The following is a 16775-nucleotide window of genomic DNA, read 5'->3' as shown; positions in this document are numbered from 1 at the left end:
TTACTCAAAATCTATGTATCATAAATGTGCGTTTTTGGTGTACTTGAAAAAGATCGTTTTTTGTCAAACAGGATTTATATATTAGGAAGTAAAAAGAGCAAGCTCTCTAGCATGAGAGTTTGCTTTTCACAATTATAGCGAGTGTACGTTTGCCTGAGTAAAAGAGAACATTAAACTTAGTCTTAAAACAGTTTTACATGGGGGGATTCACCAAACATTTCTTAAAAAAACACCTATTTTCAATGAATAATTGAAACCGAAAAACCTTCTACTCTGTTAGGTAGAAGGTTTTTCGTGTGATTGAAATGTTAGTGTATCGTCTGTAAGAAAGGTAACAAATTTATTGATTGCCGATAAGTTTATTATTTAAACGAAAGTGGAAGAATACAAGTAAACTTGAGTAACATCATTTATTTGAGAGCCAGGCTTCCATACCACAGATAAATTAAAGTCCTTGACCTACTTTAACTTTATTTTCACCTGTACTCCTATAAGCCCATATGATAACCGGAATTAATATCAAAGATAGAATTCCTCCACTTAATGATAAAACGGCATAACTTGATTGAGCCACAACTATTCCTGATAAGGCTCCTCCTGAAGCTCCTGCTAAAGCAATTAAAACGTCTATAGTACCTTGTGTTTTCGCACGTGTTAATGGTTCTGTAGCATCCACTATTTGAGCTGTCCCGCTAATTAAACCTAAGTTCCATCCTAATCCAAGCAACGATAGAGCAACCACTAGAAGAACCATTGAATCACTCGGTGCCATAGCTGCTACCAGCCCAGCTAAAAGAAGGATAATTCCTGAAGCAATTGTCATCGCCGTTCGTCCAATTTTATCAATTAAAACCCCTGTAAATAATGAAGGAAGATACATAGAACCAATATGAAAGCCAATTACAACTCCTACTTCAGTTAGCCCGTGGCCATGATGTTTCATGTGCACAGGTGTCATGGTCATTATAGCAACCATCACAATTTGAGTAAGGACCATAACTGTGGCCCCAACAGCCACTCCTTTTTTGTTCGTTGATTGCTGAGTATTTGTTAAATTTTTTTGAGCGTTACGTTCTTGTTTATTCGCTTCTATTGCTCTTGCAATCAGTAACGGATCCGGACGCAGTATAATATAAAATACAAGACCAGCTACTATATATGCAACTGCTGCTAAAATGAAAGGGCCTGCAAGTGCTGGGACACCAATAGAAAGAGCAAAATTTCCCATCACATCAACTAAATTCGGGCCTGCAACGGCTCCAAATGTAGTGAAAACCATGGCCATACTAACAGCGGTCCCCCGTTGTTTTGCTTTGGCTAAATCTGTTCCTGCATAACGCGCTTGTAGATTAGTAGCTGTTCCTGATCCATAAACGAGGAGCGAAAGAAAAAGAAGAAAAATACTATTAAGAATGGCAGAAAAAATAACACCAATCGCTCCAACTCCCCCTAGAATAAAACCCGTCGTAAGTCCTGCACGTCGCCCTTTTTTTTGAGAAAGCTTTCCTACTAACCAAGCAGCTCCTGCAGATCCTAAAGTAAATAGAGCCGTCGGTACTCCCGCATAGGCATCTGTACCAAGCATTTGTTGTGCAATAAGTGCACCGACAGTAACTCCTGCTGCCAATCCTGCACCGCCAAAGATTTGAGAAACACTTACAACGAATAAGGTGCGTTTATATAAAGCTTTTTGTTTCTCTGGTGAATTAACATATTCTTGTAAACAAGTTGATTGGTTGTCTAAAGCTTTTATATGATCCTCGTTTACCATCATAACCTTCCTTTCAGAAAACTCATTCTATTTTTGAAAATATTCTCACTAGATTTGGATTATCATAACATGGATAAAAAATCCATACAATATTATAATTGTATGGCAAACAATATTATAAATAGTCGTTAAGTAAACGTTTAAGGATAATCAATCCTTGCTCAAGCTCTCCAATCGTTTTTGGTGCACAGATAGCGATTCTTACAGCTCTTTCTGGACAACTGTTTCCAACTACAAAGCGTTCTGCTGCATACACTTGTACGCCCTGCTGCGCAGCTAATGTTTCAAATTCTGCACCTGTAATCTTTTCAGGTAATAGTAACCAACGAAATATACCAGTTTCCATACCTAAACACGTGTAATTTTCTAAATATTGATTTGCAATTCGATTTCTGAGAATAGCTTGTTCACGATGATTCTCTACTAAGGATTCAAATTGATTTGACACAATAATACGTGCTGTTAGCTCTGCTAATAATGGTGAAACTGATATATTTAAATTATAAAGTGCCTTTGAAATAGGCTCTTTAAATCGACTAGGTGCTGCTACATATGCTAGTCGTAATCCTGGTGCTATTGATTTTGATAAACTCGCAATATAGATGACTTGTTCTGGTGCATATGATGCCACTGCTGGCATTGGTCGCTCATGATGGAGATGATACGTTGCATCTTCAATAATAAATTGGTTATATTTTTTTGCAATCACAGCAAGCCTTTCTCGGTTTTTAACGGACATACAGCAAGCAGTTGGATTATGATAGTCGGGTATCAAGTAAATGCCTTTAATATTGTCATTTTTACATGCATATTCAAAAGCAGTTGGACTCATTTCATAATTCTTTGATTTTATCGGTACTAATTGCACACTAAGCATAGCTGCAACCGTTTTTAAACCTGGATAAGTGTGATGATCAACACCAATGCGATCTCCAGGCTGACAAAGACTCGCTAGTATTGCAGCAATTGCATTTTGTCCTCCATTTGCAAATAAAATATGATCAACTGTTGTTTTGAATCCACCTCTTCTCATTATCTTTACAGCTGCATCTTTTTGCCAAAGACTTTCACCTGGCCTCCCGTAACTAAACCACTTTTCGTAATCAGTCTCTTGTAGCATATCTTTTAGTTGAAGGAGAAGTGGCTCGTATGAATCATTGTCTGGCAGTGTCGCGCCCATTTCAATTAAGTGGCTAGGCTTTATATCTTCGAGTAAATACGCATTGGATAACGCATCATACGATACGAATGTACCGCTTCCAACAGTAGCACTTAATAAACCCTTTAGCTCGCACACTTTAAATGCTTTTGAAATCGTACTCAAATTTAAATCTAAATAATCGGCTAGCTCTCTCTGTGGAGGAAGTTTTGTTCCAGGTAATAAAACTCCCTTGATAATATCCTGTTCCAATTGTCCTGCAATGGCTTGGTAAATAGGCTTTCTTGTTTTATCAACAGATGGTTTCCAGCTCATCGGATAGTTTTCAAACGAATTAATCGGCATAGTATCCATCCTTTTTTCACACAATTATATACTTGCACTGTTTATATCACAATTATCATTATTAATAATTTCCAAGAATCTACGGTTTTTGAGGCTTGATTATGATCAATTATTTTAACGATTAAATACAATTGCTCATACTTTTCTACACCTTTTTTTCATGTTTCTAAGCCTCTTGTGACTACTACGAAGAAACATTTTTGTCCTACTGCTAAGAGTTAATAGAGGAGAAACACATGCTGAAGGTACCAACTCACGCATGTGAAATATCTTAACCTTATCCTAGAGCAGGATCATCAGGGGATGATGTTTTTAGAAGCTATCTCCTATTCAATAAAGGAGTCTTTTGTAAAGAGGAAGTCCGTTCTTTCTTAAACTTTTTAAAATTTTTTGACCTTAATAGTGCTTAATGAAAAATAGATTTTTCAGTCTGACTACTGATAAATCTATACAAATCTTTACCTACTGTTGTAGATAAATGTTTACAGTTTAACTTGTGTTCCTTTTACTTATTTCTTTTTTTCCATTTTATAACCTGGATGTTAACGCCATGGTCTTCTTGAGATGATATGGTGAATTCGTCCATTAATTTTTTCACCCCTGATAAACCAACGCCTAACCCTCCTGACGTTGTATAGCCACTTTCTAGCGCTTTTTGAATATTTTTAATGCCTGGTCCTTTATCTATAGCTATTATTTTGAGTCCTATTTCAGGTTTTTTCTCTATTATTTCCATTGTAATTTTTCCGTTAGTGGCATATTTATATATATTTCTGGATAATTCTGAAATAGTCGTAATAATTCGGGCCTGATCAAGTGCGCTGAAGCCTAAGCAGTTAGAAAACATTCGCCCTTTCTGACGCGCTTCTACTATATCCACTTCCGTGTGTATCTCAACAGTTAAAAGTTCCTTTCTTTCATCCGATTGAAATAGCATAATTATCACCACTTTCTTTATTTTAATAGTAGTAAAAAAACAATAGGCCAAAAAGAAAGGTTACATAACCTTTCTTTTTGGCCTACATCTAGTTCAGTGCCTAGCTTATCAATGCCGTTATGAAGTTGGGTTTAAAATCAGAAGAATTGTACTTTTATCTTTATGAAAGTCCCATGCTACTAGTATATCTGTTACCTTTGAATCTAAAATTACTTCTAACGATTGACTATGTTCATGAAGTAGCCTTTTTTCGAGATTTCTTTTAGCCAAAGTAAGGTTTTCTTCAAATCCTAATTGAACTAATTCTTTCTCTATAGTTACCATAATACCTTCCCTGATTATAAGAAGTGTTCTCTGATCTAATAGATAAGAAGAAACATTGTGAGGGAACTTTTCTGCTTTTTGAGTTACTTCCTCAACTTCTTTATGCAGCAATTTCTGATTTTTATAGGAATGATTAGCTATGTTTTCTTTATCCGAATGGATCATGATAAACATCCCAGACTGCAGCTCTAAATTCCAATCATAATAAAATTCTTCAATATCTAAATGTATATTTAATTGTATATATCCTTTTATCTCTTCAATTAGAGTCTCCATTAACAAATCACGTGTTTTTTGAACATAGATAACTTGTCCCTTGTCTAACAAAGTCTTTTCTAAAGGTAATAAAAAGGCTTTAAAATAAACGGTTATAAAAGGAGGAGAAATGATGGTGAATACACCTCCAGGACCTCTTCCAAAGTTTTCACGAAGTAACCTTCCCATATAGCTACTTAATTCTTTTTCCAGTTTCGTTTTATCCATAGATGGTGCACCTAGTTTCTAGTTTCATAAGGTATACTATTCGTGATGTTTTATGAAAAATCCTTCTTCCTCATAAGATCATTTTCGGCAATAAGAATTCACTTTTTATAAAGTGTAAACGAGGCATACTAGTATAACTTTAATAGATTGGTTTCTGTTTAGCTTTGTATTTCCTGTGTTTAAAGATTCTTCTTTTATTTAAAATTCCAATTTTACTTCCATAGATAATGGTACTTAAAAGTAGTATATCCTTGCTAATTTCTTCTTTGTGTAATTCATTGTCATACTTTTGGTAATCCTGCAACAATCGATGAAGCTCTTTCATAAACAATACAATCTCATGATTATCAGCCATCCCGACCAAATCCTTTCTGTTGGCACATCCTATTTTTAGGTGCTGTTTTAGGGGATTATTCCGTTACAAAAGGACTTACTCTTTTTAGACAACAAAAATAAGCCGAAAAAGAAAAGGTATGTCCTTTGCTTCCTCGGCTTATGTTTGGCACAGTGTGTCCAATTCATTACTGCCTCATTAATTTTTTGGTTTTAAGATAAGTGTAATAATACTATTATCCTTTTCAAAATCCCAATCTACAAAAATATCAAGAATGTCCGCATTTAATATCTCATCATAGTCATCGTTTTGTCGTAAGATTCCTTTTTCCAAAGGACGTTTAGAGATGCGTAAGGTGTCATCAAAACCTAACGAAATTAGCTGCTTTTCAATAGCCACCAGTATTCCCTCGCGTACGATGACCAATGTACGATCGCTTAATTTATATGAAGAAATTTTTTCAGGTCCTTTTTGGGCAATCTCACTCATCTTTATAATTCGATCATGAATTGCTTGTTTTCCTGGGTAAGGGTCCCCCTCAGTCAAATCGGCTTTCAAATCGTCCAGACACACTCCCACAAAAATTCCGGAGTGGTGATCTAAGTTCCAATCATAATATAAGTGCTGTATGTCGAGGTCTGTAATCCCTTTAATTTGCCCAGTGATTTGAGGTTCAAGAGTCTTTACCAACAGCTCTCTTGTAGTCATAACCTGAAGTTCTTCATTTTGGTTTAACAGTACTTGCTCCATAGGTGATACGAAGCCACTGACATAAATAACAACATAAGGTTCATATATCGTAACATGAACAGCCTCAGGGCCTTTTCCAAAGTTATCTCGTAACAATTTGCCCACATTATTCGCCAGCTTTGTTTGCAGAGTCTTAATATCCATATTTCTTCATCCTTTATTAAGAAAGAAGCATCATATCTTCTTTCCATCATTTTATTGTACCACTACGAACGAATAATTTAAATATACAGAATAAATAAAAAATAATTTGTTACCTTATGTTTAACCTAATTATAAACGTTCAAAACCTCTTCTTTCTATTGCTTGGGAAGTATTTTGAATGTCACTGGAAAATACGAATCCGTTAGATTCGTATTGCTGTTTTCAATAAAGAAATTTATTATAAGATGATGAATGGAATTTTTTTATTCAGTGGGGACAGATAACGAATTTTTTATTTCTTAGTAGAAATCTATATATTTTTAGAGCAAGGACAATTGTTTGTAAAAGAGAATTAAACTTTGGAAACGTATAAAAAAGCCAAAGCTTTCTTAAAAAAGCACTTGGCGGCTTGCTTATTTCTTGCTTTACTTAGATAAAAATCCACTAATCATTTAACACACCTTTATTAAGAAAGGAGGCCGTCCTCCCTGGCTACTTTCTTAATAACCCATCTATTTAGGATAGTAGCAGCACCGTTAGTATATCCGCTTTTGAAGGATTCCCTCATGAATGAACTGGCGCTATTTTGTTATAAATTTTTCAGCCTTCTCCCTTTAGCTGTAACAATTTTTTATTTAATTGAGGAGTGTACATAACTAGGAACCCTGATCGCCCCATAGTATAGATGATGAAAGCCAGCCATAGGCCATGATTATGCCAGATAGGAGTTGCTGTAATCTGTATAATGATATAGACAATCATCGCGTAAATCATAGAATTTCGAACGGGAGCAATTTCAGTTGCTCCTGTAAAAACCCCATAAAGGACAAGGCCAAAACAAGCAACAAAGGGATAGATGATAAGCCATACTCCATACGTAAGTGAAAGTTCGATCACATCAGGCAAATTCGTAAATAGCCCAATAACCTGCTCTTGAAAAAGTGCATATAAACTGGCTATAGTAACTGCTGTTATTACCGACCACTGTCTAGATAAAGTAAGTATTTTTTTATATAGCTCTTTATCATTTGACCCTACTGCTTTACCAACAAGAATACTGGAAGCATTAGCAAATCCATCAAAGAAATAAGCCATTATGTAGTGGATTTGAAATAATACAGCATTTGCAGCTAGAAATTCTGTGCCAAACGAAGCACCTTTTGCTGTGAACATATTAATAACGACCAGTAAACAAATAGTACGAATAAACAAATCCTTGTTAACATTAAACATCTTCTTCATAGAATTTGTATCCATAAGTGCCTGAATTGATGGCATTTTCCATTTAAACGGAGATGCTTTCAAAATAATGAATACTCCTAATATGAAGGCTGTAACTTCAGCAATCAAGGTTGCTGTAGCGACTCCTTGTACATCAAAAGAAAAAACATGGACAAAAAGAATAGCTAAAAGCATATTCAAAACATTTGTAAGTATCTGTAAACATAGAGATTCTTTAATCTTAGCCATTCCCATTAACCAACCAAGAATCACATAGTTCATCAGTGTAAAAGGTGCTCCCCATATTCTAATCCTAAAATATTCTACTGCAAACCTACTTACATCAGCATCAGGAGAAATTACTAAGAGAGCCGCATGTTCAATCGGCCATTGTAAAAGAATAAAAAGCACCCCTACTATTACAGCTAATAAAAATGGCCGGGATAAAGCAAGTACTCCCTGATCTGGATCACTTGCCCCATTTGCTTGTGCGGCAAAGGCGGATGTACTAACTCTTAAAAAACCAAATACCCAATATAACGTATTAAAAATAAGAGTTCCTACCGCAACTCCTCCAATATAAGCTGGAGCTGGAAGTTGCCCTACAACAGCAGTATCAACCGCACCTAATAAAGGCGTAGTCATCGTTGAGATTGTCAGGGGAATCGCCAAAGTAAGATACGTACGATGATTCATCCAACCGGCCTCCTTCTATCATTTTGAGTTAAACACAAAAGCAATAGCCTCGATTACGTGGATGAAATCGAGGCCTTTAAATACATGGGTACACCTTTAAATTAGATATGATTATTTCTTGCTCTAATTGAACGAAAACGCGGATGCTCTGCAAGTATAGAACCTCTCATCTCTTTTACCACAGGATTTTTTGAAGTAAAGAACTGATTTTTCGAATTATAGTATTCGATTAATTCTCCTTTTTCTAATACACCTAATGTATCGCTAATCATATAAGCAGCTTTGATATCATGTGTAATAAAAAAATACGACAGACCAAAGTCTTCTTTTAACTCCTTTAATAGTTCTAAAATGAGAGTTTGCGTAACCATGTCTAGACTGCTTACAGATTCGTCTAAAACAATGAGCTTTGGCTTAAGAGAGACTGCCCTTGCAATATTGATCCTTTGCAGTTGACCGCCGCTAAATTGATGCGGATATTTTTTTAAGTCTTTTTCATCAAGCCCTACTCTTTCTAATAACTCAATCACGGTTCGTTTTTGTTCAGCCAATGTTAATTTTTCATAGTTTTCTAACGGTTCTGCAATAATACGTTCAGCCGTCATTCGGGGATTAACTGCTGAGTACGAATCTTGAAAAACAACTTGAAGATCACGCCGAATTTTTTGGCGAGTATATTTATCTACAGTATAGATGTCATGTCCTTGAAAAAGAACCTGTCCATGCTGTGGCTTTTCCAAGCCGAGAATTACTTTTCCTAAAGTACTTTTACCGGCTCCACTCGTACCAAGCATTCCTAAGCATGTCCCTTCTTCAATAGAGAAGGAGATATCAGAAAGTACTTTCTTAGAACGATTTTGCCATTTGAAAAACGTTCGGTTTCCGTAGCTATGAGTGACTTCATTTACTTGTAATAAACTCACTTGTTCACCTCTTATAAAATGCTTTTTACATATCAAATTAAGTTGATCACAGGTTCTTCTAAATATAATGCTGGTCTTGCATTTAGCAGTTTCTTTGTATACTCATGCGTTGGTGAATCAAATAGCTGAAATACACCTGCTTTTTCTACTATTTTCCCATGTTGCATAACGGCTACTTCATCTGCCATTTCAGAGATAACTCCTAGGTCGTGAGAGATTAATAAAATTGCTGAACCATATTCAGAACGAATTTTATCTAAATGATGTAGTACATTCTTCTGATTGTTTACATCTAACGCGGTTGTCGGTTCATCTGCAATAATAATAGCTGGATGCAGGCTTGCGGCAATAGCAATCATTAATCGTTGAAGCATACCCCCACTCAGTTGAAAAGGATAGTATTTCAAAAGCTTGTCAGGGTCAGGTAAATTCACTTGTTTCATTGACTCAACGGCAAGCTCTGTTGCCTGTTTTTTATTCCAATGCGTATGAGAGCGAATAGTCTCAATAAATTGGTGTCCAATAGTAAAAACTGGCGTAAAAGCATTCATCGGGTTTTGCATAATAAAGGCTATATCCTTTCCACGAACCTTACGCATTTCTTTCTCAGCTAAACCATTTAATTCTTGGCCTTTTAGCGTTATGCTCCCTTCAATTGTTGTTTCCTTACGATTGAGGAGCTGGAGAATGGACATGCTTGTAACGGTTTTACCACAACCGCTTTCACCAATAAGACCAAGAATTTCCCCAGGCTTCAGTTCAAAATTTATATCTTGAACAAGAGTTGCAACACCATTTTTTGTTTTTATTTGAACACGTAAATCTCTAACTTGTAACACTTTTGACTCTTCTGTTCCCAACTTTCTTCATTCCTTTTCAAAATCGACGTTTGACACCGTAACGTTCTGATAACGCTTCGCCTAATAGATTGAATGTAACAATAACAAGCATAATAGACAAACCTGGATAAAGCATCAGTTCTGGATTCGTCCGAATATATGATTTTCCTTCGTGAATCATTGCTCCCCATTCAGGTGTAGGAGACTGGACGCCTAATCCCAGAAAAGACATAGCAGATATATCCATGATAGCCCATCCCATTTCCAACGTACCCATTACAACAAGCGGAGGTAACACATTGGGGATAATATGATTTTTAATGATCTTCCATTGAGAAGAACCGCTGATCTTCGCAGCGGAGATGAAGTTCTGTTCTTTCAAACTAAGGACCATTCCTCGGAACATTCTCGCGTAATAAACCCATTGTACAAGCATCAGCGCTAAGATTACTTGTGACAGTCCAGGTCCAAATATACCAACCAATCCTAGTACAAGAATAAGGCTTGGAAAAGCCATAACACCATCGCAAAATCTCATTAAAATATGATCAATCCAACCACCTTTATAACCTGAAAACGTTCCAATAATTAAACCAATTGCTAACGATGAAATGAAAATAAGTATAGCAAAACCTAATGAGATGCGTGCTCCATATAAAATACGTGACAAGTTACATCTTCCTAAATGATCAGTTCCTAATGGGAAATCCCAGCTTGGAGGCTGCAATTTATAAGCTAAATTGACGGCAATGGGATCATTTGGTGTAATCCAAGGGGCCAATATGGCGATGATAAAAAGAATACCTAATATTGTTGAACATATGGGAATTACTTTTTGACTTTTAAATATCGTACGTATACTTGTTATCATCGATGCTGTCCTTCTTTCCTGGAAATACGCGGGTCTATATACATTTGAACTATATCTACAATTAAATTACTCAAAATAAACAAACTGGCTGCTATTAGCACGTAGCATTGTATAACAGGTATATCACGATTAAAAATAGCTTCAATGAAATAACGCCCAAATCCAGGCCAAGAAAAAACCGATTCAACGATAATTGTGCCCGTAAGCAATTTTCCAAGATTCATTCCAAGCCCAGTTATCATTGGGGAAATAGCAATTCTCAGCACATGTTTTGTCATAATCGTTTTTTCTTTAAGTCCTCTAGTTCGAGCAAATAGCACATATGGTTGTTGCAAGTTTTCAAGAACACTCGCACGTAACAATCTTGTATACATTGCTATTAAAGGAAGAGCTAGCGTAATGGAAGGCAGTACAAGATGCTGCCATGTTCCGATTCCCTCTACTGGAAAAAGATTAAGCTTAACAGAAAAGAAAAAAACCAGTATGTAGCCTAGCCAAAAAGTTGGAATAGACGCACCAAAAAAGGAGAGTAAACGGCTAAAATGATCAATAACGCTGCCTTTCTTTACTCCTGCGAGAAACCCAAGAGGCACGCTGACAAACACCGCTATTAATATACTTGCTATGGCTAGTTGAACGGTAGCTGGTATTCGATATATAACTTCATTCCAAACGGGCTTATTTGAAACATAAGATATGCCAAAATCAAGTTGGCATATCTTCATAATAGAGTTTACATATTGAATAAAGAATGGCTGATCTAAACCAAACTCATGTCTTTTTTGAGCCAAGATCTCATCAGTCGGCTGGATGTGTGCTGCTGTTAAATAAGCTTCAGCTGGATCCACCGGTGAAAGATGAATCATGCCAGTCGTGAGAAGTGCAGCCAAAAGAAAAACTGGAACGATGGACATAATTCGTTTTAGTATATAATTGCCCATGAAAACCTCCTGCTATTTACTGTTTGATGCTAATTCCTGTGAATGGATTCTCGTCACGATTAGCAGGGAACTTAAAGTTTGTTACGTTTTTTTGATAAATGGCTGTTTTCTTAATATAAGAAACAGGAATAATAGCTCCTTGATCTTGTAGCGACTTTAAAATAGACGCATAAAGCTGTTGACGTTCTTTTTCATCTGTTGTTTGAGGAACCTTCACCATTTGTTTGATTAACTCATCTTTATTTGGATATGCTGAAATAGCTTCATTAAATCCATATCCTTTTGATGCGACAATGTTTAAAAATGTATGAGGATCATAAGGAGCTCCATAGTTACTAAAGAAATTAATATCAAATTTATTATCTTTAAATCTTTGAACTTGGTCTGCTAATTCAACGCCCACAATGTTTAATTTCACACCAATTGCCGCCCATTCAGATTGGAGAGTTTCTGCCATTGCCTTTTGAACGGATTCTGCTGAATCATACATTAGCTCAATTTCAAGCAATTTTCCATCTTTTTCACGAACCGTTTTTCCTTTAGGAAGTTTCCATCCTGCTTTGTCCAATAGTGCCTTTGCTTTTTCTACATCATAGCCTACTGACTTAACATCAATATCGTTAGTATAAGGTAGATTTGCAGGTAAGATATGGTCTGCTTCCTCTTCTAAACCTGAAGTAACTCCTTCAACCATTGCATCTTTATTAAAACCATAATGCAGCGCTTCACGTACACGTTCATCTGAAAGCTGTTCTGTTTTTGTATTCATAACAAGCTGTCTTGTTGCAATCGGTTCAGAAACGCTAGTTTCATATTTTCCAGTAGACTTTAATTGTTTAAACGTATCTAGACTGATAACTCCTTCTCCATAAATCATGTCCAAGTCACCTTTTTCAAATGCCAGCACTCTCGTTTCCGCATCCGGAATAACTTTCACTTTGATTTTTGCTACTTTTGGAAGCTCTCCCCAATAATTTTCATTGCGTTTGTAAATAGCATATTCGTCAGCTTTATACTTTTCTAAAATCCATGGACCTGTACCTACGGGTTTAACAATCCCTTTTGAAGTATCACCATCTTTAGGAAAACCAGCTTCACCTAAAAAGCGAACTGGTCGAACTACAGCTAGCTCCTGAATTGTTGGGTAATATGGTTCAGTCAACGTTAATTTAAAAGTATTTTTATCCACTACTTCTGTTTGAGATACTTTCGTAATGAAACCTAACCAACTATGTAATTTAGCATTATTCAAAATAGTATCAAAATTCTTTTTAACAATTTCTGCATTAAAATCTGTCCCATCAGAAAATTTTACACCTTCACGCAAATGAAACGTGTATACTTTACCGTCCTCAGAGATTTCCCATGACTTAGCTAGACTTGGTTTTATCTTACCGCCAGCTTGATAGCTTACTAATGGTTCATACACCATAGATTGAGCAAATAATTGTGAAGGGTTGTAGACATGTGGATTCATTTCCCCTACATCTCTCGGCCAAGCAATCGTAAGCATATTATCATGACTGCCTTTCGATGTTGATTCCCCATTATTATTATTTGAACAACCAACTAATAATGTTGACAAAATTAAAATAAACACAAATGTTAACTTAATTTTCAGACTAATTTTCCCCTTAGACATAACGGTGTCTCCTCCTACTTGATGTTGATAATCGTTTTCAATTGTAAGCAGGATTCGCATTCTTGTCAATGTAATATTGAAAACTTTATTTTCAATATTGTTATCTATCTGTGAAAGTAACTTTTCCGGACGGAATGCTTGCCCTTTTTAAAGAAAAACCCCTTGAGATTTAAGAAAAAATCAAAAGACTTAAGTATTTAAAAACTGTTATACAAACCAAAGTAACGTTGACTGAACAGCTATTGTTAATATGTTAACGAGATAAAAAGCTGCCTCGGAGCGTCAGGAGAGGCAGCTTTTTATAAAACTAGATATGAAATGTGCGTTAGTAAGTAAATCACACCATATTTTTTCGTAAAAGCGATTTATTATAAGAATAAGCATATGTATAAAAGCTGCATAATTCGTAATCGTAGCCTTTCTTAAATCCCTTGTTTTCAAGGGACTTTTTTTGTTCATATTCCCAAAAAAGGGATCCAGGTAACAAAAAATGTAATATATCTCTTTTCTCTGCTAATCACGTGCTTTTTCTTGAGTATAAATCAGCTCTTAAAATCATCTAATCTAGTGAAAAATTCCTGTAGGAAATCATAAAATAACTTTTCTGTTGGAAGTAGTGCTCGTTCCTTTGGGGTAATAACGCCTACAGTCCTTGTTACGTTTGGTTCAACCAGTGGTATTTTAACTGTTGAGCGCGGCAAGCTATCGACTAGCGTGACTTCTGGCATGAGTGTTACACCTAAACCAGCAGAAACTAACCCTTTCAACGCATCGATATCATCCCCCTCAAAGGCAACATTTGGTGTGAAGCCAAGGTTCTGACAAGCATTCACAACAATATCTCGAAAGACAAAACCCTTAGGTAATAAAACAAACGGTTCGTCTACTAGTTCTTGAAGTTTTACGGAGGATTCTTTTGCAAGGCGGTGGTGAATTGGCAAAAGAGCCACAATATTTTCCGTAAATAAAACTTTTTGTTGAAGTTTTTTTTCTTTAAGAGGAAGTGGACCTATCAGGCCAAGGTTAAAATCTCCTTTAATCACACCTTCAATTAATTCCAGGTAAAGCGCTTGTTTTAACTGAAATTTTGCTTCCGGATAGCGCAATCTAAATGCATAGATTACAGTTGGTAATGTATACGCTGCTAAACTTATCGGAAAAGTAATGCGTATTGTTCCTTTTTCAGGATCTAAATATTCCTTAACCTCACGTCTCGCATCGTCTATCACATTCATGGCATGTTTCATTCGTTCAAAAAATATTTTTCCAATTGGCGTTAAATGTACCCTCCTTCCTTCTCTGATAAACAAATCGACTTCTAATTCATTTTCTAAATTTACTATTTGTCGACTTACCGAGGATTGTGCTACATGTAAAGAATGGGCGGCTTCAGTTACGTGTTCGCGTGTAGCAACCTCCATAAAATAACGGATTTGTCTAAAGTCCATTTTATATCCTCCTTATTAGTTAATGCATAAAACGCATTGATATTATCGTTTCTTTATATTGATTCGATCATTATTTCAATTATAAAATATTTTATACTAACAACCCTAAAAATTACGACGAGTTTTTTAAATTTTCATTATAAATTAATAAATAGGAGACGGATAAGTATGATAACAATTGAAAAAAATCAATCGGCGAATACAGAAAGCGTGCAGAATTATGTTAATCAAGTATTTGAAACAGTAAAAAAACGAAATCCAAGTGAAAGTGAGTTTCATCAGGCAGTCAAAGAAGTATTCGATTCTTTAATACCTGTTCTTATTAAAAACCCTCAGTATATTAACCAAGCTATTCTGGAGAGAATCGTTGAACCTGAGAGAGTCATCTCTTTTCGTGTACCTTGGGTCGATGATATGGGAAATGTTAGAGTGAATCGAGGGTTTCGCGTCCAATATAGTAGCGCAATTGGTCCATATAAAGGCGGATTAAGATTTCACCCATCTGTCAACGCAAGTATTATTAAATTTTTAGGATTTGAGCAGATTTTTAAAAACTCTTTAACTGGTCAACCAATTGGCGGCGGTAAAGGCGGTGCTGATTTTGATCCTAAAGGAAAATCAGATGGAGAAATAATGCGTTTTTGTCAAAGCTTTATGCTAGAACTTAGCAAATATATCGGACCTGATACGGATGTTCCTGCGGGTGATATTGGTGTAGGAAGTAAAGAAATTGGCTTTTTGTTTGGGCAATATAAAAAAATGCGTAGCACCTTTGAAGCAGGCGTTCTAACAGGAAAAGGCCTTAGTTATGGTGGAAGTTTAGCTCGTAAAGAAGCAACTGGATATGGAACAGTTTACTTTGTTGAAGAAATGTTAAAAGATAATAATCTCAGCTTTAAAGGCAGTACAGTTGTTGTGTCAGGGTCAGGAAATGTCTCAATTTATGCAATTGAAAAAGCGATGCAGCTAGGGGCTAAAGTGGTCGCGTGCAGCGATTCGGATGGTTATATCTATGTCAAAGATGGTCTTAACTTAGAGACAGTTAAACGGATTAAGGAAGTAGAAAAGAAACGCATAAGTACTTATGTAAATGATCATCCCGAAGCGGTTTACGTGGAAAGTTGTAATGGGATTTGGACAGTACCATGTGATATTGCTTTACCATGTGCTACTCAAAATGAAATCGATCAAAACTCTGCAGAATTATTAGTTTCCAATGGAGTAAAAGCAATTGGTGAAGGTGCAAATATGCCATCTACATTAGAAGCTGTCGAGATTTTCTTAGAGAACAATATTTTATTTGCCCCTGCTAAAGCAGCAAATGCTGGTGGTGTTTCTGTATCAGCATTAGAAATGGCTCAAAATAGTACTAGGCTTTCTTGGACTTTTGAAGAAGTCGATAGTAAATTACATGCGATTATGAAAAGTATATACCAAAATAGCAAGAAAGCTGCTCAAGAATACAACGCTCCTGGTAATCTTGTCGTAGGTGCAAACATTGCCGGATTTATAAAAGTTGCTGATGCTATGATTGAGCAAGGTGTTATTTGATACTTCATTAGGAGAATATACTAGTATGGATATCTTGAATTTAAAGGCTGTTAATAATGGGTGACTTACAGATAGTTTCTACAATTATAATTGCTGGTTTAATTGTACTTTCATATGCACTCAGCAGAAAAAAACCTACTATTAAATATATAGCACCTCTAGTTGTAGGAGTGGTTAGTGTTGGCATTGTTATCTTAAGTTTCCTTATCGGAGGATGGATTGGTATGAGAGTAGGAACAATTAGCTTTACTGCTTTTATCTCATCACTTATCTCCCTACTAATTATATCTATAGCTGAGTCTGTAAAAAGAAAATTCAGTAAAAACATTCACCACTAAAGTATGTATAGCACATACAAAGTCAGTTTATATAATGCGGATGATTGGTAGAAAAAGA

Annotated in this window: 15 protein-coding genes and 1 pseudogene; 2 read left to right on the top strand and 14 right to left on the bottom strand. The window is 35.8% G+C overall.

The window, feature by feature from the left end; genetic code table 11:
• Positions 1-445: 445 nt before the first annotated feature.
• The 14 genes and pseudogenes from AC0C45_RS12090 to AC0C45_RS12025 form a co-directional block, all read right to left on the bottom strand.
• Positions 446-1771: an MFS transporter gene (locus AC0C45_RS12090; protein WP_372588397.1), complete on the bottom strand. Its 1326-nt coding sequence runs from the start codon at positions 1769-1771 to the stop codon at positions 446-448.
• Between the two features lie 115 nt (positions 1772-1886).
• Positions 1887-3275: an aminotransferase-like domain-containing protein gene (locus tag AC0C45_RS12085; protein WP_257063188.1), complete on the bottom strand. Its 1389-nt coding sequence runs from the start codon at positions 3273-3275 to the stop codon at positions 1887-1889.
• Positions 3276-3780: 505 nt separating this feature from the next.
• Positions 3781-4212: an anti-sigma regulatory factor gene (locus AC0C45_RS12080; protein ID WP_034653039.1), complete on the bottom strand. Its 432-nt coding sequence runs from the start codon at positions 4210-4212 to the stop codon at positions 3781-3783.
• Positions 4213-4329: 117 nt separating this feature from the next.
• Entirely contained in the window at positions 4330-5019 is a 690-nt protein-coding gene (locus tag AC0C45_RS12075; RefSeq protein ID WP_237893810.1) for a Na-translocating system protein MpsC family protein, read from the bottom strand.
• Positions 5020-5158: 139 nt separating this feature from the next.
• A complete protein-coding gene (locus tag AC0C45_RS12070; RefSeq protein WP_034653043.1) occupies positions 5159-5374 on the bottom strand; it encodes a hypothetical protein in 216 nt (71 codons plus the stop codon).
• A 177-nt stretch (positions 5375-5551) separates the two neighbouring features.
• The gene (locus tag AC0C45_RS12065; protein WP_472928157.1) at positions 5552-6247 is read right to left on the bottom strand and encodes a Na-translocating system protein MpsC family protein; all 696 of its coding nucleotides are present in this window, start codon (positions 6245-6247) and stop codon (positions 5552-5554) included.
• A gap of 358 nt (positions 6248-6605) precedes the next feature.
• A pseudogene (locus tag AC0C45_RS12060) lies at positions 6606-6692 on the bottom strand (IS6 family transposase); the annotation flags it as partial.
• Between the two features lie 155 nt (positions 6693-6847).
• Positions 6848-8164, bottom strand: coding sequence for an MATE family efflux transporter (locus AC0C45_RS12055; protein ID WP_237893809.1), 1317 nt, complete (start codon positions 8162-8164; stop codon positions 6848-6850).
• A gap of 101 nt (positions 8165-8265) precedes the next feature.
• Complete coding sequence (gene nikE, locus AC0C45_RS12050; protein WP_013082617.1) at positions 8266-9087, bottom strand: nickel import ATP-binding protein NikE; 822 nt, start codon at positions 9085-9087, stop codon at positions 8266-8268.
• 32 nt (positions 9088-9119) lie between these two features.
• Complete coding sequence (gene nikD, locus AC0C45_RS12045) at positions 9120-9947, bottom strand: nickel import ATP-binding protein NikD (RefSeq protein ID WP_034653050.1); 828 nt, start codon at positions 9945-9947, stop codon at positions 9120-9122.
• 16 nt (positions 9948-9963) lie between these two features.
• Positions 9964-10797 carry a nickel ABC transporter permease subunit NikC gene (gene nikC / locus AC0C45_RS12040; RefSeq protein WP_034653052.1) on the bottom strand — a complete coding sequence of 278 codons (834 nt, stop codon included), beginning with the start codon at positions 10795-10797 and terminating at the stop codon, positions 9964-9966.
• Positions 10794-11738, bottom strand: coding sequence for a nickel ABC transporter permease subunit NikB (nikB, locus tag AC0C45_RS12035; RefSeq protein WP_472928156.1), 945 nt, complete (start codon positions 11736-11738; stop codon positions 10794-10796). The genes nikC and nikB overlap by 4 nt, the downstream gene beginning before the upstream one ends.
• A 16-nt stretch (positions 11739-11754) precedes the next feature.
• The gene (nikA, locus tag AC0C45_RS12030) at positions 11755-13380 is read right to left on the bottom strand and encodes a nickel ABC transporter substrate-binding protein (protein ID WP_472928155.1); all 1626 of its coding nucleotides are present in this window, start codon (positions 13378-13380) and stop codon (positions 11755-11757) included.
• A gap of 542 nt (positions 13381-13922) precedes the next feature.
• Positions 13923-14828: a LysR family transcriptional regulator gene (locus AC0C45_RS12025; protein ID WP_328252789.1), complete on the bottom strand. Its 906-nt coding sequence runs from the start codon at positions 14826-14828 to the stop codon at positions 13923-13925.
• Positions 14829-14996: 168 nt separating this feature from the next.
• Here AC0C45_RS12025 and gdhA point away from each other — a divergent pair, with 168 nt between their 5' ends.
• Both gdhA and AC0C45_RS12015 read left to right on the top strand, forming a co-directional pair.
• Positions 14997-16379 (top strand): NADP-specific glutamate dehydrogenase, encoded by a 1383-nt coding sequence (gene gdhA / locus AC0C45_RS12020; RefSeq protein ID WP_472928154.1) that lies wholly within the window; start codon positions 14997-14999, stop codon positions 16377-16379.
• Between the two features lie 56 nt (positions 16380-16435).
• Entirely contained in the window at positions 16436-16717 is a 282-nt protein-coding gene (locus AC0C45_RS12015; RefSeq protein ID WP_034653056.1) for a YesK family protein, read from the top strand.
• The last annotated feature ends 58 nt before the right edge of the window (positions 16718-16775 follow it).

The sequence above is a fragment of the Priestia sp. VA7 genome (assembly GCF_055710015.1).
The sequence above is the reverse complement of the archived record's forward strand: the minus strand, read 5'-3'. Positions and strand labels throughout refer to the sequence as shown.

What these genes read in the sequence shown, in the direction of transcription:
- AC0C45_RS12090 (WP_372588397.1), bottom strand. Translation starts at nt 1,771, where the DNA reads ATGGTAAACGAGGATCATATAAAAGCTTTAGACAACCAATCAACTTGT.
- nikA (WP_472928155.1), bottom strand. Translation starts at nt 13,380, where the DNA reads ATGTCTAAGGGGAAAATTAGTCTGAAAATTAAGTTAACATTTGTGTTT.
- AC0C45_RS12075 (WP_237893810.1), bottom strand. Translation starts at nt 5,019, where the DNA reads ATGGATAAAACGAAACTGGAAAAAGAATTAAGTAGCTATATGGGAAGG.
- AC0C45_RS12085 (WP_257063188.1), bottom strand. Translation starts at nt 3,275, where the DNA reads ATGCCGATTAATTCGTTTGAAAACTATCCGATGAGCTGGAAACCATCT.
- AC0C45_RS12070 (WP_034653043.1), bottom strand. Translation starts at nt 5,374, where the DNA reads ATGGCTGATAATCATGAGATTGTATTGTTTATGAAAGAGCTTCATCGA.
- AC0C45_RS12080 (WP_034653039.1), bottom strand. Translation starts at nt 4,212, where the DNA reads ATGCTATTTCAATCGGATGAAAGAAAGGAACTTTTAACTGTTGAGATA.
- nikB (WP_472928156.1), bottom strand. Translation starts at nt 11,738, where the DNA reads ATGGGCAATTATATACTAAAACGAATTATGTCCATCGTTCCAGTTTTT.
- nikC (WP_034653052.1), bottom strand. Translation starts at nt 10,797, where the DNA reads ATGATAACAAGTATACGTACGATATTTAAAAGTCAAAAAGTAATTCCC.
- AC0C45_RS12015 (WP_034653056.1), top strand. Translation starts at nt 16,436, where the DNA reads ATGGGTGACTTACAGATAGTTTCTACAATTATAATTGCTGGTTTAATT.
- gdhA (WP_472928154.1), top strand. Translation starts at nt 14,997, where the DNA reads ATGATAACAATTGAAAAAAATCAATCGGCGAATACAGAAAGCGTGCAG.
- AC0C45_RS12055 (WP_237893809.1), bottom strand. Translation starts at nt 8,164, where the DNA reads ATGAATCATCGTACGTATCTTACTTTGGCGATTCCCCTGACAATCTCA.
- AC0C45_RS12065 (WP_472928157.1), bottom strand. Translation starts at nt 6,247, where the DNA reads ATGGATATTAAGACTCTGCAAACAAAGCTGGCGAATAATGTGGGCAAA.
- AC0C45_RS12025 (WP_328252789.1), bottom strand. Translation starts at nt 14,828, where the DNA reads ATGGACTTTAGACAAATCCGTTATTTTATGGAGGTTGCTACACGCGAA.